At 63.2% G+C, this 20,167-nt stretch carries 18 protein-coding genes and 1 other RNA gene; 9 read left to right on the plus strand and 10 right to left on the minus strand.

The genetic code is table 11. The features are described from left to right. Positions 1-131: 131 nt before the first annotated feature. The 6 genes from AC0L15_RS13085 to ffs all read right to left on the minus strand — a co-directional run bounded on the left by AC0L15_RS13085 (position 132) and on the right by ffs (position 6,025). Positions 132-1,406, minus strand: coding sequence for a lytic murein transglycosylase (locus AC0L15_RS13085; RefSeq protein WP_287248469.1), 1,275 nt, complete (start codon positions 1,404-1,406; stop codon positions 132-134). A 169-nt stretch (positions 1,407-1,575) separates the two neighbouring features. Continuing rightward, positions 1,576-2,181: a recombination mediator RecR gene (gene recR, locus AC0L15_RS13090; RefSeq protein ID WP_023802085.1), complete on the minus strand. Its 606-nt coding sequence runs from the start codon at positions 2,179-2,181 to the stop codon at positions 1,576-1,578. A 278-nt stretch (positions 2,182-2,459) separates the two neighbouring features. Next, positions 2,460-3,344 carry a cell wall hydrolase gene (locus tag AC0L15_RS13095; protein ID WP_473496457.1) on the minus strand — a complete coding sequence of 295 codons (885 nt, stop codon included), beginning with the start codon at positions 3,342-3,344 and terminating at the stop codon, positions 2,460-2,462. Between the two features lie 271 nt (positions 3,345-3,615). Next, on the minus strand, positions 3,616-3,939 hold the full coding sequence (locus tag AC0L15_RS13100) for a YbaB/EbfC family nucleoid-associated protein (protein ID WP_023802083.1): 324 nt from the start codon (positions 3,937-3,939) through the stop codon (positions 3,616-3,618). 69 nt (positions 3,940-4,008) lie between these two features. Next, complete coding sequence (locus AC0L15_RS13105) at positions 4,009-5,823, minus strand: DNA polymerase III subunit gamma/tau (RefSeq protein WP_287248465.1); 1,815 nt, start codon at positions 5,821-5,823, stop codon at positions 4,009-4,011. Positions 5,824-5,928: 105 nt separating this feature from the next. After that, positions 5,929-6,025: signal recognition particle sRNA small type (gene ffs / locus AC0L15_RS13110), an RNA gene on the minus strand. 365 nt (positions 6,026-6,390) lie between these two features. Here ffs and AC0L15_RS13115 point away from each other — a divergent pair. Genes AC0L15_RS13115 through AC0L15_RS13125 form a run of 3 tightly spaced genes read left to right on the plus strand, consistent with a single transcriptional unit; the run spans position 6,391 to position 8,100 of the window. Then, positions 6,391-6,810, plus strand: a complete 420-nt coding sequence (locus AC0L15_RS13115) for an HIT domain-containing protein (protein ID WP_287248461.1) — start codon at positions 6,391-6,393, stop codon at positions 6,808-6,810. Between the two features lie 36 nt (positions 6,811-6,846). After that, positions 6,847-7,788 (plus strand): NAD(+) diphosphatase, encoded by a 942-nt coding sequence (nudC, locus tag AC0L15_RS13120; RefSeq protein WP_287248459.1) that lies wholly within the window; start codon positions 6,847-6,849, stop codon positions 7,786-7,788. A gap of 18 nt (positions 7,789-7,806) precedes the next feature. Then, on the plus strand, positions 7,807-8,100 hold the full coding sequence (locus AC0L15_RS13125; protein ID WP_287248456.1) for a Dabb family protein: 294 nt from the start codon (positions 7,807-7,809) through the stop codon (positions 8,098-8,100). On the opposite strand, the gene AC0L15_RS13130 is transcribed toward AC0L15_RS13125, so the two are convergent. The 4 genes from AC0L15_RS13130 to AC0L15_RS13145 form a co-directional block, all read right to left on the minus strand. After that, positions 8,097-8,747, minus strand: a complete 651-nt coding sequence (locus AC0L15_RS13130) for a glutathione S-transferase family protein (RefSeq protein ID WP_287248586.1) — start codon at positions 8,745-8,747, stop codon at positions 8,097-8,099. The genes AC0L15_RS13125 and AC0L15_RS13130 overlap by 4 nt on opposite strands. A gap of 92 nt (positions 8,748-8,839) precedes the next feature. Beyond that, the gene (locus AC0L15_RS13135; protein WP_287248454.1) at positions 8,840-9,643 is read right to left on the minus strand and encodes an alpha/beta hydrolase; all 804 of its coding nucleotides are present in this window, start codon (positions 9,641-9,643) and stop codon (positions 8,840-8,842) included. A gap of 45 nt (positions 9,644-9,688) precedes the next feature. Further along, a complete protein-coding gene (locus tag AC0L15_RS13140) occupies positions 9,689-10,552 on the minus strand; it encodes a prephenate dehydratase (protein WP_287070563.1) in 864 nt (287 codons plus the stop codon). Positions 10,553-10,579: 27 nt separating this feature from the next. Beyond that, complete coding sequence (locus AC0L15_RS13145) at positions 10,580-11,308, minus strand: 3-deoxy-manno-octulosonate cytidylyltransferase (RefSeq protein WP_287248451.1); 729 nt, start codon at positions 11,306-11,308, stop codon at positions 10,580-10,582. Positions 11,309-11,501: 193 nt separating this feature from the next. On the opposite strand from AC0L15_RS13145, the gene AC0L15_RS13150 reads away from it, so the two are divergent. The 6 genes from AC0L15_RS13150 (at position 11,502) to AC0L15_RS13175 (ending at position 20,161) form a co-directional block, all read left to right on the plus strand. Continuing rightward, entirely contained in the window at positions 11,502-12,203 is a 702-nt protein-coding gene (locus AC0L15_RS13150) for a c-type cytochrome (RefSeq protein ID WP_287248450.1), read from the plus strand. 158 nt (positions 12,204-12,361) lie between these two features. Beyond that, positions 12,362-14,239: an extracellular solute-binding protein gene (locus AC0L15_RS13155; protein ID WP_473496458.1), complete on the plus strand. Its 1,878-nt coding sequence runs from the start codon at positions 12,362-12,364 to the stop codon at positions 14,237-14,239. Then, positions 14,239-16,125 (plus strand): extracellular solute-binding protein, encoded by a 1,887-nt coding sequence (locus AC0L15_RS13160; RefSeq protein ID WP_473496459.1) that lies wholly within the window; start codon positions 14,239-14,241, stop codon positions 16,123-16,125. The genes AC0L15_RS13155 and AC0L15_RS13160 overlap by 1 nt, the downstream gene beginning before the upstream one ends. Before the next feature lie 174 nt (positions 16,126-16,299). After that, positions 16,300-17,394, plus strand: a complete 1,095-nt coding sequence (locus tag AC0L15_RS13165; RefSeq protein WP_287248443.1) for a microcin C ABC transporter permease YejB — start codon at positions 16,300-16,302, stop codon at positions 17,392-17,394. After that, on the plus strand, positions 17,394-18,533 hold the full coding sequence (locus AC0L15_RS13170) for an ABC transporter permease (protein ID WP_287248441.1): 1,140 nt from the start codon (positions 17,394-17,396) through the stop codon (positions 18,531-18,533). The genes AC0L15_RS13165 and AC0L15_RS13170 overlap by 1 nt, the downstream gene beginning before the upstream one ends. Continuing rightward, the gene (locus tag AC0L15_RS13175) at positions 18,530-20,161 is read left to right on the plus strand and encodes an ABC transporter ATP-binding protein (protein WP_287248438.1); all 1,632 of its coding nucleotides are present in this window, start codon (positions 18,530-18,532) and stop codon (positions 20,159-20,161) included. The genes AC0L15_RS13170 and AC0L15_RS13175 overlap by 4 nt, the downstream gene beginning before the upstream one ends. Positions 20,162-20,167: the final 6 nt, after the last annotated feature.

Raw genomic sequence — 20,167 nt, forward strand, 5'->3', positions numbered from 1 at the left:
CCTGGTGATTTTTATCCAGTTCCGCCTCACCATATCCGGCGGTTTCAGGCGCGGCAACGAGCATTTGCAAAGCTGTTTGTTGGGCCAGGATCAGCCAGACGCCGCCGCCGGAAGCGACACCCGCAGTCGCCCTATTTCAACGCGGTGACCAGGTCGGCGTCGGGAAAACAGGTGGCGGCGCGACCGTTCCTGGCCTGCCATTTGCCGATCGACCGGCGCGTCTTGAAACCGGGCAGGCCGTCGGCGCTGCCGACGTCGTAGCCCTCGGCCTCCAGCGCCCGCTGCAAGGTGGCGATGTCGGTTCTGTGGAGCCCGCCGACCGCACCCCAGCGCCCCGAAAAATTGCTGTCGCCATTGGCGATGCGGTCAGCGCCGTGGCCGATGAACAGGGCGTAGAGATCGCTGGTGTTGTATTGCTTCAGCACGTAGAAATTGGGCGTGACGATGAAGGCTGGACCGCTGCGCCCGGCCGGCATCAGAAGAAAGCCTTCGGCCTTCAATTCGCGCGCCGGGAACGGTCTTGCCGCGATGCGCTTGATGCCCAGATCAGCCCACTCGGAAATCCTCTTGCCCTGGTCCGGGCCTTCGAGCGAACAGGAGACCGCTTCCGGCACCGTCACCTCAAAACCCCAGCCGCGGCCCTTCACCCAGCCATAATGGACGAGGTAGTTGGCGATCGAGGCCAGCGTGTCCGGCACCGAGTTCCAAATGTCGACCCGACCGTCGCCATCGAAGTCGACGGCATGTTTGAGGAACGAACTCGGCATGAACTGCGGCTGGCCGAGTGCGCCGGCCCATGACGATTTCATCGCACCGACCGTGGCCAGCCCGCGCTCGACGATCCCAAGCGCCGCCACAAGCTCGGTGCGGAAAAAATCCTTCCTGGTCGCCATGAACGCTTTGGTGCCCAGCACTTCGAACGCGTCGTAGGGCATCTTCGCCGCGCCAAAACCGCTCTCGCGACCCCAGATCGCCAGCAGCACCTCGCCCGGCACGCCGTAGCGCTTCTCTATGGCGGCAATGGTCCTGGCATTGGCCGCCTTGCGCGTGCGCCCACCAGCGGTGACGGCACGAACCGTCTTTTCCGCGAAATAGGCGCCGGGCGAACCGAACTCCGCCTGATGCTGCTTTTGCGGCGTCGTCGCCTTTTTTCCCGGGATCACCAGGTCGGGCAGTTTGAGGTTCGGTTTGACGCCGTCGAAGGCGGCGTCGAAGGTTTTTCTGGAGATGCCTTTGGCGTTGGCCTCGGGCCAGAGGTCGTTGTCGAGCCAGGCACGGAACTGGGTGTCGAGTCTTGTGGCGGAGGCGGGGGTGGCGAGGAGGAATGCAGTCAGTGCGGCGAGAAAAAAAGCAGCCAATCTGCAAAGTCCGCGTTCTGTCGCGCCCCCCTCTGTCCTGCCGGACATCCCCCCCACTTGGGGGGAGATTCGCAGCTTTGATTTTGTCGCCAATCTTGCAACATTGAAGACTGGCGAAAACAGGCGCGACAGCCAATCTCCCCCCTCGTGGGGGAGATGTCCGGCAGGACAGAGGGGGGCGCGCCGGAATGGAATCATCTCAATAGGCCCCCCTTCCTCAAAACGCCGTCCGCGAGCGCAGCGCGGCGGCCAGCGTGCCTTCGTCGAGATAGTCGAGTTCGCCGCCGACCGGGACGCCATGCGCCAGCCGCGTCACCTTGATATCGAAGCCGGACAATTGATCGGTGAGGTAATGCGCGGTGGTCTGGCCCTCGACGGTGGCGTTGACGGCAAGGATCACCTCCTTGACCTCGCCGCCGGCGACGCGGTCGACCAGCGAGCGGATGTTGAGCTGCTCGGGGCCGATGCCGTCGAGCGGCGACAGCGAGCCGCCGAGCACGTGATAGCGGACATTCATGGCAGCCGCCCGCTCCAGCGCCCACAGGTCGGCCACGTCCTCGACGACGATGAGCGTGCCGGCGTCGCGGCGCGGATCGGTGCAGATCATGCAGGGGTCGGACGTATCGACATTGCCGCAGGTCGAGCAGATGCGCACCTTGTCGACCGCCTCGCTCATGGCGGCGGCGAGCGGCGACAGCAACTGCTCCTTCTTCTTGATGAGGTGAAGCGCTGCCCGCCTGGCCGAACGCGGCCCAAGCCCCGGCACCTTGGCCAGAAGCTGGATCAGGCGTTCGATCTCGGGACCGGCGATTCGCTTCGACATCGCATCGGTTTAGGATTTTTCAATGGGTTTTGGAACTGTCCTGCGGCGCGGCTGCTGCGAACAATCGCTCAGGTTTGCGCTGCCTCTCATTGCCCTGCCGGGCATTTCTCCCCGTATAGTGACGGGGAGAAAGACGCCATCTCAAATGATTTCGCCAATTTCCGGCGTTGCAGGAAGGGTGCCAAGATTGCGGCCAGCTCCCTTCTCCCCGTCACTATCCGGGGAGAAGATGCCGGCAGGCAGATGAGGGGCGGCGCCGACGTCGACTATCGATCGCCTCAGTAGGTTTCCAGCGGCCTGCCCTGGCCGGCGATCATCGCACCGATGGCATCGGTATTCTCGGGCGTCGATTCAAACGACATCGTCGGCTCGGCCGGCTCCGCCGGGAATGACGTGACCGCTTGCGCACCGGCGGTGCTGCCGAAACGGGCGGCGTCCGGCTCCTGCATCGCCACAAAGGTCACCTTCTCCGGCGTTGCCTTCTCTGGAGTAGCCTTTGCCGGTTGCGATGCGACCGCCGTCACATAGGTCACCTTGCTGGACGCCGCCTTGGCGGCCCGCGCCGCAGAGGCCATGAGCGTCACCGGTGCGGCGCGCGACCGCCGCGGCGTCGCCTGCGCCACCGCGACCGTGGGCTCGTCCGGCAACGGTTTCCAGTTCCGGCCGCGCTTTTCGTAGAAGGCGTTGCCGCCGGCGATCATGGTGTAGTGCATGTTCTTGTAGGGGAAACGCAGGCCGGCGGTGTGAAAGAACATCGAGTTCTTCAGCTTGGCCTTGCGCTCGCCCCTGAGCACCGCCTCGGCGGCTTCCTCGACATCGGGCATCGCCTTCGAATTCATCGGCCGTGTCATCACGCCCGGCGCGAACTGGCCACGCTCGCCGACCACCTGGCAGATGGTGTTGCCGTGCTTGCCGGAGCGCAGCCGGTTCATCACCACCGTGCCGACGGCAATCATGCCGTCGCGGCTCGACCGGTTGGATTCGAAGAACATCGCGCGCTGGAGGCACTCCTTGTCCTTCGCTGTGTTGTAGGGCCGGGACCTGACGGTATCGGTCAGGCTGGCCACGGACAGACCGTGCGTGGTCTGACTGCAGGCGGCCAAAAACAGCGGAGAGGTGATGACGCCGAGCAGCAACGGCGTCTTCCATCGGGTCACGATCAAAGATATCCCCTCATTCTGTCGCCAGCCCGCCTCTGGTTGCGGCAAGAATGAGACACTTTCGGGCAAAAAGATGGCTAAAGCGTTATTAAGTGAGCGGAGTTGCCGAATGGACACAGCTGGCCGGCGGGTGGGCGTCGATCGCTGCGCTCTTCGGCCACAGTAACGGCCATGACCACAGCGTCCTTTGCGCGTCCAAAGGACGCGCGGCGCTGTAGGTAAGTGCAGAAACCGCCATCAGATGGCCGCCGGAGTAGAGTTTCCAAGCAGCCTCTTAGAACGGCAGCTTCATTCCCGGCGGTATCGGCAGCCCGGCGGTCAATGCCTGGGTCTTTTCCTGCATCATCTGCTCGACCTTGGCCCTGGCGTCATTGTGGGCGGCGAGAAGCAGATCCTCCAGAATCTCGACCTCGTCCTCCTTGAACAGCGACGGGTCGATTTTCAGGGACTTCATCTCGAATTTGCCGGTCAGCGTCACGCTGACCAGGCCGCCGCCGGCCTGTCCGGTGGCTTCCAACGTGGCGATCTCGTCCTGCATGGCCTGGAACTTGGCCTGCATTTCTTTCGCCTTGCCCATCAGGCCGAGAAGATCTTTCATCGCGTTGTCCTCTACGATTGATCTGTTTCTAGTTTAAGCATGATCTTCTCCGAATTTTCGGGATCATGCTTAGGTTTCGTCTTCGTCGGTGGCCGGCTCGATCGGAACCTCGGCCTCCACCGCATCGGCTTCCGGTGCGTCGGGAATGCGCACGTCGATGATCTTGGCGCCGGGAAAACGCGCCAGGATGGCGGCGACGGTCGGGTCGCTCTTGGCATCGAGGAGGGCGTTTTCGCGCTTGGTCGATTCCATCTCGGCCAGCGTTTGGCCGCCCGCTTCCTTTGACAGCGACACCAGCCAGCTGCGTCCGGTCCAGGCGCGCAATTTGGCGGTCAGATCGTTGAGCAGCATCTTCGGCGCGTCATCGGTCAGGCTGACGTCGATGCGGCCCGGCTCGATGCGCACCAGGCGCACGCAGCGCTTGACCAGCACCTTGAAAGCGATGTCGCGCTGGGCGTCGGCAAGGGCGACGATGTCGGCCAGCGATTTAACCGGCACTGGCGGCGCATCGGCAACCGGCTCCGGCGCCGGAACGAAAGGCGCAGGCATCGGCTCGGGTTCGACCAGCCGCATCGTCTGGGCGCCGCCATTGGCCGTCGGCATCCGCGCCTGCGCCACGGCGCTGGCGCCACCATTACCGGGATTTGCTGGGCCAGAGCTTGCGGGCGCACCATTCGAGCGTGGCGCGCCATTCGGCACCGGCGCTGCGCCCTCCAGCGATTTCAGCGCCTCGTCCAGTGTCGGCAGGTCGGCGGCATGCGCCAGCCGGATCAGCACCATTTCGGCGGCGCTGACCGGCCGGTTGGAGGACTGCACCTCGGGAATGCCTTTCAACAGCATCTGCCAGGTTCGCGACAGCACCCTGACCGACAGCGCCTTGGCGAAATCGGCGCCGCGCCGGCGCTCGTCTTCCGACAGCGAGGCGTCATCGAGGGCTGTCGGCACGAAGCGCAGCCGGGTGACGAGATGGTTGAACTCGGCCAGGTCGGTCAGCACAGCGGCCGGATCGGCGCCGGTGTCGTACTGGTTGCGGAATTCGGCCAGTGCGGCCGCCACATCGCCCTTCATCACATGTTCGAACAGGTCGACGATGCGGGCGCGGTCGGCCAGCCCGAGCATGGCGCGCACCGCTTCGGCGCTGACTGCGCCGCTGCCATGGGCGATCGCCTGGTCGAGAATGGACAGCGAATCGCGCGCCGAGCCCTCGGCCGCGCGGGCGATCATCGCCAGTGCGTCGTCATCGACCGCGATGCCTTCTTTTGCGGCGATCGAGGAGAGGTGCGCGACCAACGTGCCGGCATCGATACGCCTGAGATCGAAGCGCTGGCAGCGCGACAGAACGGTAATCGGAACTTTTCTGATTTCGGTGGTGGCGAAGATGAATTTGACGTGCGGCGGCGGCTCTTCCAGCGTCTTCAAAAGGCCGTTGAAGGCCTGCGTCGAGAGCATGTGCACTTCATCGATGATGTAGACCTTGTAGCGCGCCGACACCGGCGCGTAGCGCACGCGCTCGATGATGTCCCTGATATCGTCGATGCCGGTGTGCGAGGCGGCGTCCATCTCGATGACGTCGACATGGCGACCTTCCATGATCGCCTGGCAATGCTCGCCCAGCACGGCAAGATAGACCGAAGGCTGGTCGACGGTCGATGTTTTGTAGTTCAGGGCCCGCGCCAGTATGCGCGCCGTCGTCGTCTTGCCGACACCGCGCACGCCGGTCAGCATCCAGGCCTGGGCGATGCGGCCGGTGGCGAAAGCGTTGGTGAGGGTGCGGACCATCGGCTCCTGGCCGATCAGTTCTGAGAAATTGGCAGGACGGTATTTGCGCGCCAGAACGCGATAGGCGGCGGCCTTTTCCGTTCCCGAATTTCCGGCTTCGCTCATTCGCCCGTAAAGCTCCAAGGGCCGCGGCTTAAGGCGGCCGATTCCTGCGCATAGTTTCGCCCGCAGGGCTTGGCGCCGTCAATGTCGCGGGAGAAAGGCGAAGAGGTGGGAGGCTGGAACAATGACCCGTTCCGGGCTCGTTAGGGCTGCTTCCTTCCGGACCTGACCCGGTTGGCGAGTGGACCGTCCACCACCAACCTCCCGCTTTCATATCGGCAATCCGGCAATGAAATGCAAGAGCGCAGTGACGGGCGGCGAAACCAGAAAATAAAAAACCGCCTCGGAGGCGGATCGCTGGCGCGATTAAGCACCATGTTGAAACTACTGACATAGCGGCCGGCACAAAGCAAGAACAGATGAGCGAAAGACATGGCCGGCAGATCAGAGGGGGCGCGAGATGGTGGCTTCATTCCAGCCCAAGGTCTTGGCAGGCCATACCCTGAGTTCTTCGCCGGACCATCATCGCCACGATAGGCCTTGATTCGCTTGCCGCCCTCTTGCGGGCTAACGGCAGCCGCTCTAGCGTCCATGAAGTAAAAAAATACGACAAAAGTGAAGGAAACGCCGATGTCGCCGGGCCTCGAGGCCGGATTCACGCTGGATGCTCGTCTGGAGGCCGACAGCGAGCAGTTGATGTGGCTCGGCCTGTGCGAGTTGCGGGTGATGAACGACCGCCGCTGGCCGTGGCTGCTTCTGGTGCCGCAGCGGCCGGGCGCGGAGGAAATCCATGATTTGACGCCGCTCGACCAGGCGATGCTGACCTTCGAGACCAACATGGTGGCACAGGCGCTGAAAAGCGTGACCGGCTGCACCAAGATAAACAGCGGCGCACTTGGCAACATCGTGCGGCAGTTGCATGTCCATGTCGTCGCGCGCTCGGAAGGCGATCCCGGCTGGCCGGGCCCGGTGTGGGGGCACGGTATGCGCGAGCCCTACGAGCGCACGGACCTGCGCCGGTTTGCGCAGAAGATAAAGGCGGCGCTATAAGCCTGTCCCGTGTCCACCCTGAACCTTGAGTCTCCGATGAGCTTCCGCCTGTTTGACGCGCCCTTGCGCGAGCCGAGCCAGTTCGTCGGCTTCGCCGGCAATAGGATCGACCGGCAATCGGAAAACCGCGCCGACGATTCCGTCGAAAAGGCGCTCGCCGATCCCTCAGCCAGGCTTTTGCTGATGCATGCCGGGCGGCTCTATCTGAAGCTCAGCGGTGGCGGCTTCGACCCCTGGTTCGGCGCCGAGGAAAGCCAGCCGCTCGAGGCGTCGCTCGACCGTGGCGTCCTGCTCGGTTTTTCGGACAGCGGCCCGGTGCTCGCCGTACCGGCCGGCATCGACCCCGAACAGCTGCCCGATACCATCAAGGCCATCGACTATCGCTCGGTCTACATGCAGGGGCTGATCGACGAGGCGGCGGCCGGCGCGATGGCGCAAGGAGCAGCGCTGCTCGCCTGGCATGCCAGCCACCGCTTCTGCAGCAAATGCGGCGCTGAAGCCGCGATGCGGGCCGGCGGCTACAAGCGGCTTTGCCCGGCCTGCGCCACTGAGCATTTTCCGCGAACCGACCCGGTGGCGATCATGCTGACGGCGACGCGTGAAAAATGCCTGCTCGGCCGCGGCCGGCATTTCGCGCCCGGCATGTATTCGGCGCTTGCCGGCTTCATCGAACCTGGCGAGACGATCGAGGCGGCGGTGCGCCGCGAAACGCTGGAGGAAGCCGGTATCCGGCTTGGCCGCGTCGTCTACCACGCCAGCCAGCCCTGGCCGTTTCCCTATTCGCTGATGATCGGCTGCTTCGGCGAGCCGCTCAACGACGACATCCAGGCCGACCTCAACGAGCTGGAAGACTGCCGCTGGTTCTTTCGCGACGAGGTGCTGTCGATGCTGGCCCGCGAGCATCCGGGCGGCCTGGTCACGCCGCCGAAGGGGGCGATCGCCTACAACCTCATCCGCGCCTGGGCCGACAGCGCATAGCCTGCAGGGGAAGCAAAAATGATCCGTCATACAGTGGTGTTCAGGCTGAAGCACAAGGAGAACTCGGCCGAGGAGGCAAAATTTCTGGCAGACGCCAAAATACTGGCCGCGATACCGGGCGTCGAGAAATTCGAGCAGCTGCGGCAGGTCAGCCCGAAGAACGATTATCGTTTCGGCTTCTCGATGGAGTTCGCCGACCAGGCTGCCTATTCCGGCTACAACGACCATCCCTACCACGTCGCCTTCGTCCGCGACCGCTGGATCCCGGAAGTCGCGGCGTTTTTGGAGATCGACTACGCGCCGCTGAGCTAGGTTGGTGACTTGCCTGTGAAAATCGCCAGTTGAGCGGCGAAAGCACGCTTGTAGGCGGGCCGGGCTTCGCCGCGGGCGACATAGGCGGAGAGGTTCGGATATTCGTCGAGTATACCCGAGACGCTCAACCTTAGTAGCACGTGCACCATCATCAGGTCCCCGGCGCTGAACGCGCCATCGAGCCAGTCGGTATCGCCAAGGCGACCGGAAAGCTCGCCCAGCCGGTCACGGATGCGATCCTCGACCATAGGCAGGCGCTGTTCGTGCCAGGTCTCGTCGCGCTCCAGGAGCACGGCGATTTGGCGTTCAAGGATCGGCGGCTCCACGGTGTTTAACGCGGCAAACATCCATGAGATTGCGCGCGCCCGGGCATTCGCATCGTCTGGCAACAGGCCCGCATGGCGCTCGGCGATATGGAACACGATCGCCCCCGACTCGAACAGCGCAAGATCGCCTTCCTCATAGGTCGGAATCTGCCCGAAAGGGTGAAGCGCGAGATGCGCGGGTTCCTTCATCGCTTTGAACGAAACAAGACGAACCTTGTAGGGCAGGCCGACTTCTTCAAGCGCCCAGCGAACGCGCATGTCGCGCGCCAGTCCCCTGCCGCGATCGGGCGACCGTTCAAAGGCGGTGATGGTGGGGCTCATTGGCAGGCCTTCATCTCGTCGTTCCCCTTCGTCGATTGCGGCAAGCAAAGGACGAATGTCGCGCCGGAATTCCGACATCTGCGAATTGTTTTTCAATCGCTCATGACCGCCGCGACGGAGGCACGTAGCGCTCCGGCGAAGTCGGGATGGTCATAGAGGTCGTTGTGGCCAGCCGCTATGGCGATGTGGCTGCGCAGGTCGCGGGCAGCCTCGCGCAGGGGCGCCGAACGCGCCGCAGGTACGATGGTGTCGTTCTCGGCGGTGATGACGGCCGTGGGCACATCGAGGTCGCGCAGAGATTCCGCTGCCTCCATGCGGTGCCGCAGCAAGAGGCGAACCGGCAGCCAGGGATAGTGGTGAGCGGCGAGTTCTCTGAGCGAATCGAATGGGGTCACCATGACGATGCCGCGCAGGGGCCGGGCCGTCGCCAGATCGGCCGCAACCGCAGCGCCGATGCTAAGGCCGATGGCGACGATGCCGGCTTTGGCATCGCTGGCCAGCTGGTCATGGGCGCGTCGGGCGTCATCGAGCAGGGCCGCGGCCGACGGGCTTCCGCTGCTCGGCGCATAGCCGCGGTAGTGCAGCGCAGCGACCTCATGTTCGGGAAATAGCTGGTGCAGCATCAGGGCAAGTGCGTCGGCGTTCCAGGCGTTGCCAGCGAACCCCAGCAGCAGCGGCCGTGGCTCGGCCGGCGCCTGCGTTGCCGGCAGGCGGACCAGAACGACGCGCTCGCCATCCTCAGTCGCCAGTTCGACATGGCGTGCCCCGGCCGGCAGATCGGGTCCGAAAGCCGCAAGGCCGGCCGGAAAGATCAGCCAGGACTGGAACACATACACGACCGCAACAACCACCGCATACAATCCAGCGACTGCGAGCGTCAGTTTCAGGAGCCACATCGCAGCAATGTCGCCCGGAGCCGGTCACCTTGGCAAGGCGCTGCGCTAATCCGCCACCTTCCACTGCTCGCGCGACTGGCTGGCCGGGTAGACGCCCAGAATCCGCATTTCGCGCGAGAAGAAGGCCAACTCGTCGAGCGCGAGTTTTACCAGCGGATCGTCGGGATGGCCCTCGATGTCGGCATAGAACAGGGTCGCGGTGAACGCGCCGAGCTGGTAGCTCTCCAGCTTGGTCATGTTGATGCCGTTGGTGGCAAAGCCGCCCATCGCCTTGTAGAGCGCGGCCGGCACGTTGCGGACGCGGAAGATGAACGTCGTCATCATCCTGGCCTCGGCCGAGGGACGTTCTGCCCACTGCCTGTTCCTGGTCAGCACGACGAAGCGGGTGACGTTGCTGTCGGTGTCCTCGACATTCTGCTCGATGATGTCGAGCCCATAGAGCGTCGAGGCCAGAGCCGGCGCCAGCGCCGCCATGGTGCGGTCCTTCAGCTCTGCGACCAGCTTGGCGGCGCCCGCCGTGTCGCCGGCGACCACCGGCTTCCAGCCGTTCTTACGGATATATTTGCGGCACTGGCCGAGCGCATGGATGTGGCTGTGCACGGTCTTGATCTGGTCGCGCCTGACGCCCGGCAGAACCATCAGCTGGAAATGGATCGGCAGGAAATATTCGCCGACGATGTGCAGCTTCGATTCCGGCAGGAGATGATGGATGTCGGCGACGCGCCCGGCAATCGTGTTCTCGATCGGGATCATGGCGAGGTCGGCTTTGCCGGTCTCGACCGCGTTGAAAGCATCCTCGAAGGTCGGACACGGCAACGGCTCCATATCAGGGAACATGTTGCGGCAGGCGGTGTCGGAATTGGCGCCCGGCTCGCCCTGGAAGGCTATTCTGTTGGTTTTTTCAGGCATGCCAAATGTCTCAGGTGTCCAGATGTCTCAGGTTGAAAGGACGGTTCTGGCGCGTTCGAGATCGTCCGGCGTGTCGACGCCGAACGGCGCCGACTTTACGATCTCGACATCGATGCGCATGCCGGCCTCCAGCGCCCGCAACTGCTCGAGCTTCTCGCGCCGTTCCAGCGGCGACGGCTGCAGCGCGACGAAGCGCTCGAGCGCTGAGCGGCGATAGGCATAGAGGCCGATGTGATGATAGAGCGGCCCCTCGCCCCAAGGTGCGGTGGCGCGTGTGAAATAGAGCGCCCGCAGCCGTGTCTCCGACTGCGGCGAGCCGACGATCTTGACGACATTCGGATTGGTCTTCTCCTCGTCGCGGACGATCTCGATGCCAAGCGTGGCGATGTCGACCGTCGCATCCTCGAAAGGCCTCAGCGCGGCCTTGATGATGTCGGGATCGATGGTCGGCAGGTCGCCCTGCACATTGACGATGGTTTCGACCTTGCGCCCGGAATCCAGCGTGGCCAGCGCTTCGAAGATGCGGTCGGAGCCCGATTCGTGGCCGACGCGCGTCATCACCGCCTCGAAACCGTGCGTGCGCACCGCCTCCGCCACGCTCTGGGTATCGGTGGCGACCACCACCCGACCGAGCCCGGCCTCCGCGGCGCGGCGGGCGACATGGACGATCATCGGAACGCCGGCGATGTCGGCCAGCGGCTTGCCCGGCAGGCGCGTCGAGGCCATGCGGGCCGGGATGAGGATGAGCGTGGACATCGGGTGATGAAGCATCCGAAAAAGAGGAAGGGAAAAGTGGCAAAAGGTCTCACTGGAAGCGCCCTTATAGGTGTTGCAACGCCAGAGCAAAAGACCTAGTTTCCGCCCGATTTGACCGCCTCGCGGGGTGGTTCACGATTACCGACGGACGGAGTGGACGGATCGGTCCGCCGGAAAAGGGAGCCTGGGGCGTATGGACTCTTTCGAAATCAACAAGCTGATCGGCGGCCTGCTCGGAACCGTGTTCGTCGTCTTCTCGGTCGGCATCATATCCGACGCGCTGTTCGCCTCCCCAGCACCGGAAAAACCCGGCTACGCCATCGAGGCGACCGAGGAGCCTGCCGAGGGCGGCCCGGCAGCCCCCGCCGAAGCCAAGCCGATCGCCGACCTCCTGGCCAACGCCAATGTCGAGGCGGGTGCGTCCGTGTTCAAGAAGTGCCAGGCCTGCCACACCGGCGAAAAAGGCGGACCGAACAAGGTCGGCCCTGATCTCTGGGATATCGTCGACCGTCCCATCGCCGAGCATGCGGGCTTTGCCTATTCGGCCGGCATGAAAGAGTTTTCCAAGGGCGGCGCGGAAAAATGGACGTACGACCACCTCAACAACTTTCTGCTTTCGCCGAAGAAGCTGGTGAAGGGCACGGCGATGGGCTTCGCCGGCCTGCCGAAGGACGAGGACCGCGCCAACGTCATCGCCTATCTGCGCACGCTGTCGGACAATCCGAAGCCGCTGCCGACACCCGGCGCTTCGGCCGAGAATGCAGCCGCGCCCGCCGAAGGCGCGGCGCCGGCCAAGCCGGCAGAGGGTGAAGCACCGGCCAAGCCGGCCGAGGGTGCGGAACCGGCCGCACCAGCTCCGGCCCCTGCTGCTCCCGCACCGGCTCCAGCGCAATAACGCAATTTTCATGGACAAACTCTTAGAAAAGCCGGGTTCAGCCCGGCTTTTTCAATTGGAAAAGGGCATGTGCGGCGACAAAGCCTGCCTGTCGCGGTTTTCATGAGCGTCAAATGAACTAGATTGTCCGCTAGCAGCTATCGCACAGAGGAGAAGGCATGACGGTTGGCCGAACGTTTCTCAGATCGATGCTGGTTGTGGCGGCTTTCGCCGGCGGCCCGCAGGCAGCCTTGGCGGACGAATGGCGCACCACCTCGTCGCTGATCGGCGACTCCAAATATGGCGACAACTTCCAGCACTATGATTACGTCAATCCGAACGCGCCGAAGGGCGGCTCGCTGAATTCGGTGGTGCTTGGCACGTTCGACAGCTTCAATCCCTATATCGTCCAGGGATCCGCCGCGGCTGGATTCGCCCCGTTCGGCGGCGGATTGCTCTACGACACGCTGATGGAGCAGGCAACCGACGAAGGCAGCGTCAGCCATCCGCTGATCGCCGACGCCTACAAACATCCGGACGACTATTCGTCGGCAACATACCGCCTCGACCCGCGGGCCAAGTGGCATGACGGCAAGCCGATCACCACCGACGATGTAATCTGGTCGTTTCAGGTGCTGAAGGCCAACAGCCCGATGTACAGCCGCTATTTCGAGAATGTCACCGATGCGGTCGCGGTTTCCGACCGCGAGGTAGAATTCCATTTCGACCAGAAGGGCAACCGGGAGTTGCCCAAGATTCTCGGCGATCTCGTCGTGCTGCCGAAGCATTGGTGGGAAGGTACCGACGCCACCGGCAAGAAACGCGACGTCACCAGGCCGACGCAGGAGCCGCCGCTCGGCTCGGCCGCCTACAAGATCGCCAGCTTCAAGCCGGGGTCTGAAATCATCTGGCAGAGGGTTCCGGACTACTGGGCTGCCAAACTGCCGGTGAAGATCGGCCGCGAGAATTTCGACAGGCAGCGTTTCAGCTACTTTCTCGACGACAATGCCGCCTGGCAAGCCTTCACCAAGGGCGGACTGCATGACATCAGGCCAGAAAACAGTTCGAGGCGCTGGAACACCGCCTATAATTTCCCGGCGGTCCAGGCCGGCGACGTTATCAAGCAGGAATTCAAGACCGCCTCACCCGAACCGATGCAGGCCTTCATGCTCAACACGAGGCGTCCGCTGTTTGGGGATCGTCTGGTGCGCGCCGCGCTGACTTACCCGCTCGACTTCGAGGCCATGAATCGTACCTTGTTCTTCGGTTCCAACACCCGTACCAGCAGTTACTTCCAAGGCACCGAACTGGCATCGAGCGGCCTGCCACAAGGCAAGGAGCTGGAAATCCTTGAGCCATATCGCGACAAGCTGCCGCCCGAAGTCTTCACCCAGGAATTCAAGCTGCCGGTCTACGATTCGCCGCAGGCGGAACGCAAGTATCTCAAGACTGCGGTCGATCTCTTCGCCAAGGCGGGCTGGGTGATCAAGGGCGGCAAGATGGTCAATGCCAAGACAGGCGAGCCGTTCAAGTTCGAAATCCTCGGCTGGAACGATACCGACCAGGTCCTTTCCAGTCCCTATATCGCCAATCTGCGCAAGATTGGCGTCGACGCCACGCTGCGGCTGATCGACCAGACCCAATACATCAACCGCCTCAACAATTTCGATTTCGACGTCACCATATCGCAGTTGGGGCAGTCGGATTCGCCTGGCAACGAGCAGCGTGACTTCTGGAGTTCCAAGTCCGCAGACACGCCTGGATCGCGCAACTACGCCGGCATCAAGAATCCGGTCGTCGATGCGCTGGTCGACCGCGTCATCTTTGCGACCGACCGTGACGATCTGGTTGCTGCCACCCATGCGCTCGACCGGGTGCTGCTGTGGAATTACTATGTCGTGCCGCAACACCATCGGTCGGTGGTCTGGATGGCCTACTGGAACAAGTTCGGCATCCCGGAAAAGCAACCGACCTATAGCGGCGTCGACCAGAATTCCTGGTGGACCGATGCGGACAAGGAAAAGGCGCTGGCGGCAAAATACAAGAGTGGCAATTGATGGCGGCGCTCCCCCGCCGCGTCTCGCTGGCCCGCCGCGACTTTCTGGCCCTGGGCACTGCTGCGGCGGCGGCGGCGCTGCTGCCCGGCCGGGCCTTCGCCGCCATCCCGACGGGGGTCAAGCTGCATGGTCTGTCGGCCTTCGGCGACCTCAAATATTCCCCAGGTTTCACCCATTTCGACTATGTCAATCCGGACGCGCCCAAGGGCGGCCAGATGAATTTCGCACCGCCGAACTCCACCTTCAATCAGAGCTTCTTGACGTTCAACACGCTGAATTCGCTGGTGTTGAGAGGGGAATCGCCGCCGCGCACCGAACTCTGTTTCGATTCGCTGATGGCTAGCGCACTCGATGAGCCGGATGCGGTCTATGGCCGGCTTGCCGAGTCGGTTACCTTGTCGCCGGACCGCAATGGCTTCCGCTTCAGCCTGCGACAGCAAGCACGCTTCCACGACGGCTCGCCAATGACCGCGGAGGACGTCGCCTTCGCATTGAAGCTTTACAAGGCCAAGGGGCATCCGAACCTTTCCCAGGCGTTGCGAAATATGACGGACGCGGCCGCCGTCGATCCGGTTACCGTCAATCTTACCTTCAACGGGAAGCAGTCGGCGCAGAATATCCTTGCGATCGTCGCCATGCCGATCGTGTCCAAAGCCTTTTATACGGTCAGTGATTTCGATGCCTCGACGATGACACCGCCGCTCGGCTCCGGACCTTACAAAATAGGGCGCGTGGCGGCCGGACAGACCGTCGAATATGAGCGCGTCGCCGACTATTGGGGCAGGGATCTGGCCGTGAACCGCGGCGTCTATAATTTCGACCGCATCCGTATCGATTTTTACATCAATCGCCAGGCAGCGTTTGAAGCCCTGAAGAAGGGGGACACGCATTTTCGCGAGGAATTTACCTCGCGGGTATGGGCGACTGGTTACGACTTTCCGGCACTGAAGGACGGCCGGGTCGTCAAACGCGAATTTCCCGGCGAGAAAACGCCATCCATGCAGGCTGTCGCGCTGAACCAGCGTCGTGCGCAATTCCGCGATGTGCGCGTCAGACGCGCGATCGCCAATTGCTTCGATTTCGAATGGACCAAGCGGGTTCTGTTTTACGGCGCCTACGAGCGCTCGCAATCGAATTTCGAGCGGTCAGATTACAAGGCCGAGGGCCTGCCCTCGCCCGAGGAATTGGCCCTGCTTGAGCTGTTTCGAGCCGAGTTGCCGCCGGAAACTTTCGGCGAAGCGGTGATGCAGCCTGTCTCCGACGGTTCAGGCCACGACCGCAAGCTGCTGCGCGCGGCTTCGAGACTGCTTGCCGAAGCCGGCTGGAAGCGGGCGGGCAATTTCGTCGTCAATGAACAGGGCGAGCGACTGCGGGTGGAAATGCTGGCCGAGGACGACGGCATCGTTCGGCTTTTGTCGCCGTGGGCGGAGAACATGAAAACGATCGGCATCGACGCTTCAATCCGGCAGGTCGATTCGACGCAATATGAACAGCGGCAGAGCAATTTCGATTTCGATTTCACCCTGCTCGCCTGGTCGATCGGGGCGACGCCGACTGCCGACGGCCTGGAGATACTCTACGATTCGCGGATGGCGAAAACGCCGGGGATGCGAAATTATCCCGGCACGGAAAGCAAGGCCATCGATGCACTGATCGAGGCAGCCGGCAAGGCGCAGAGCCGGCTCGAACTGATCACGGCGCTGAAAGCGCTCGATCGGGTCTTGCGCGCGCGGCTAGACTGGATTCCAACATATTATCTCGCGAATCACCGAGTCGCCTATTGGGACATGTTCGGCTTCCCCGAGCAGAAGCCCGATTTCGGCTTTCCGGTCGAGGCGCTGTGGTGGTTCGACAAGGACAAGGCGGCAAAGATTGGCAAAGGGTGAGATGTTGCGCAGCACTTCACCCTCCCCCTTGTGGGGAGGGTCGGTGAGCAGTCCGCGCACTGCGCGGATGGCGAACGGGGGTGGGGGTGCCGGCGCATGCATTGACTTGAAAGCACCCCCACCCCGCTCCGCTTCGCGGATCGACCCTCCCCACAAGGGGGAGGGTAAAAACTGATGGGCGCCTATATCCTGCGCCGCATCCTGCTGATGATCCCGACCCTGTTCGGCATCATGGCGGTGTCGTTCGCCGTCATCCAGTTCGCGCCGGGCGGGCCGGTGGAGCAGGTCATCGCCCGGCTGACCAACCAGGGCGGCAGCGATCGCCTTGGTGGCGGCGGTGGTGACGCCGGCGGCAGCAATTTCGACGTGGCTGGCGAAGCCGGTTCGAGATATCGCGGCGCGCAAGGGCTCGACCCCGAGTTCATCGCCAAGCTGGAAAAGCAGTTCGGCTTCGACAAGCCACCGCTCGAGCGCTTCGGCATGATGCTGTGGAACTACATCCGGTTCGATTTCGGCGACAGCTATTTCCGCGACATCTCGGTGATCGATCTGATCCTGGAGAAGATGCCGGTGTCGATCTCGATCGGGCTGTGGATCACGCTGCTGTCATACCTGATCTCGATCCCGCTCGGCATCCGCAAGGCAGTCAAGGATGGCTCGGCATTCGACGTATGGACCAGCGGCGTCGTCATTGTCGGCTACGCCATCCCGGGCTTCCTGTTCGGCATCCTGCTGATGGTGCTGTTTGCCGGTGGATCGTTCTACGACTGGTTTCCGCTGCGCGGCATCACCTCCGACAATTGGGACCAGCTGTCCTGGCCGGCGAAGATCGTCGACTATCTCTGGCACATGACCTTGCCGCTGACGGCGCTGGTGCTGTCGGCCTTCGCCACCACGACGCTGCTGACCAAGAATTCGTTCCTCGAGGAAATCCGCAAGCAGTATGTGGTGACCGCGCGCGCCAAGGGCCTGTCGGAACGGAAGGTTCTCTACGGCCACGTCTTCCGCAACGCCATGCTGATCGTCGTCGCCGGCTTTCCCGGCGCGTTCATCTCGGCCTTCTTCACCGGCTCGCTGCTGATCGAGAACATCTTTTCGCTCGATGGCCTCGGCCTGCTCGGTTTCAGGTCGGTGGTCGAGCGCGACTATCCGGTGGTGTTCGCCAATCTCTACATCTTCTCGCTGCTTGGCCTGATCGTCGGGCTGCTGTCCGACCTGATCTATACCTGGGTCGACCCGCGCATCGACTTCGAGCGGAGGGACGTCTGATGGCCGGGGCCGCAGCCGAAACGGCGCCGGAGCGGATCGCACGGCCCTGGCTGTCGCCGCTCAACCAGCGGCGGCTGCAGAATTTCAAGGCCAACCGGCGCGGCTACTGGTCGTTGTGGATATTCCTCGTGCTTTTCGTGCTGTCGCTGTTTTCCGAATGGATCGCCAACGACAAGCCGGTCCTCGTCTCCTACAAGGGCGAAATCCTGTTTCCGGTCGTGGTCGCTTATCCCGAGGAGAAGTTCGGCGGCTTTTATGCGGTCACCGACTACCGCGACCCGGTCATCCAGGACGAGATCAATGCCCATGGCTGGATGATCTGGCCACCCGTCCGCTACTCCTACCGGACCGTCAACAACGCCATTCCCGAGGCCGCACCAACCAAGCCGTCTTGGCTATATGACACCAAGACACGTTGCAATCAGTATCCGCAAGGCGCCGCCGACCCCAATTGCGTCGTCGGCAACTGGAACTGGCTGGGCACCGACGACCAGGCGCGCGACGTGCTGGCGCGCGTCATCTACGGATTCAGGGTCTCGGTGCTGTTCGGCCTTATCCTCACCGCCGGCTCGGCGGTGATCGGCGTGACGGCCGGCGCATTGCAGGGTTATTTCGGCGGCTGGACCGACCTTCTGTTCCAGCGCTTCATAGAAATCTGGTCGGCGATCCCGGTGCTTTATCTGCTCCTCATCGTCGCCGCCATCCTGCCGCCCGGCTTCTTCATCCTGCTCGGGCTGATGCTGCTGTTCTCCTGGGTGGCGCTGGTCGGCGTGGTGCGGGCCGAGTTCCTGCGCGCCCGCAACTTCGAATATGTCAACGCCGCTCGCGCGCTGGGCGTACCCAACGGTACTATCATGTTCCGGCATCTGTTGCCCAACGCCATGGTGGCGACGCTGACCTTCCTGCCCTTCCTGCTCAGCGGCTCGATCTCGACGCTGACCTCGCTCGACTACCTTGGCTTCGGCCTGCCGCCCGGCTCGGCCTCGCTGGGCGAGCTCCTCAAGCAGGCGCAGCGCAACCTCAACGCGCCATGGCTGGGCATTTCCGGCTTCGTCGTCATCTCGCTGATGCTGTCGCTGCTGGTCTTCGTCGGCGAAGCGACCCGCGACGCCTTCGATCCGCGCAAGACGTTCAGATGAGCGAAGCCCCTCTCCTTTCGGTGCGCGACCTCAGTGTCGCCTTCGCGCAGGAAGGCCGCCAGTCGATGGCCGTCGACCACATCTCCTTCGACATCGCCAAGGGCGAGACGGTGGCGCTGGTCGGTGAATCCGGCTCCGGCAAGTCGGTCTCGGCGCTGTCGGTGCTGAAGCTGCTGCCCTATCCGGCCGCCAGCCATCCGTCGGGAAAGATCCTGTTCCAGGGCGCCGATCTGCTCGCTGCCGACGAGAAGGCATTGCGCCGCGTGCGCGGCAACAAGATCACCATGATCTTTCAGGAGCCGATGACCTCGCTCAACCCGCTGCACACGATCGAGCAGCAGATCGTCGAGGTGCTGACGCTGCACCAGGGCCTGGGTGACCGCCAAGCCAAGGCGCGCACCCTGGAGTTGCTCAACGAGGTCGGCATCCGCGAGCCGGAGAAGCGGCTCGACGCTTATCCGCACCAGCTTTCCGGCGGCCAGCGCCAGCGCGTCATGATCGCCATGGCGCTGGCCAACGAGCCGGAACTGCTGATCGCCGACGAGCCGACGACAGCGCTCGACGTCACCGTGCAGGCGCAGATCCTCGAACTGCTGGCGGAGTTGAAGAGCCGCAAAGGCATGTCGATGCTGTTCATCACCCACGATCTCGGCATCGTCAGAAAGATCGCCGACCGGGTCTGCGTGATGACCAAGGGCAAGATCGTCGAGACCGGGCCGACGAAGGAAATCTTCGCCAAGCCGCAGCACAGCTATACGCGGCATCTGCTTGCCGCCGAACCGAAGGGCAAGCCGCCCGCCGCCAACGCGGCCGCCAGGCCAGTGATGACCGGCCAGGACATAAAAGTCTGGTTTCCGATCAAGAAAGGCTTTTTCCGGCGCACCGTCGACAATGTGAAGGCGGTCGACGGCATCGACGTCACTGTGCGCGCCGGCCAGACGCTCGGCGTCGTCGGCGAATCCGGCTCGGGCAAGACGACGCTCGGCCTGGCGCTGGCCAGGATGATCTCGTCGACCGGGACCATCCAGTTCAACGGGCGCGACATCAACGAGCTGTCATTCAACGCCATGCGGCCGCTGCGGCGCGAACTGCAGATCGTCTTCCAGGATCCGTTCGGGTCGTTGAGCCCGCGCATGTCGGTCTCCGAGATCATCGAGGAAGGGCTGAAGATCCACGAGCCAAAACTGTCGCCCGATGAGCGCGACAAGCGCATTGTCGATGTGCTCGGGGAAGTCGGCCTCGATCCCGCCACGCGCAATCGCTACCCGCACGAGTTTTCCGGCGGCCAACGCCAGCGTATCGCCATCGCCCGCGCCATGGTGCTCAACCCGCGCTTCGTCATGCTGGACGAGCCGACCTCGGCGCTCGACATGAGCGTCCAGGCGCAGGTGGTCGACCTCCTGCGCAGCCTGCAGGCGAAGCACGACCTCGCCTATCTGTTCATCAGCCACGATCTGAAGGTCATCCGTGCGCTTGCCAACGACGTCATCGTCATGCGCAATGGCAGGATCGTCGAAGCCGGCCCGTCCGAACAGATTTTCGAACGGCCGCAGACCGACTATACCAAGGCGCTGATCTCGGCCGCATTCAGGATCGAAACGGCGCCGGTCGGCATCGTCAGCGAGTAGCCTGTA

The sequence above is a fragment of the Mesorhizobium sp. WSM4846 genome (genome assembly GCF_055811415.1).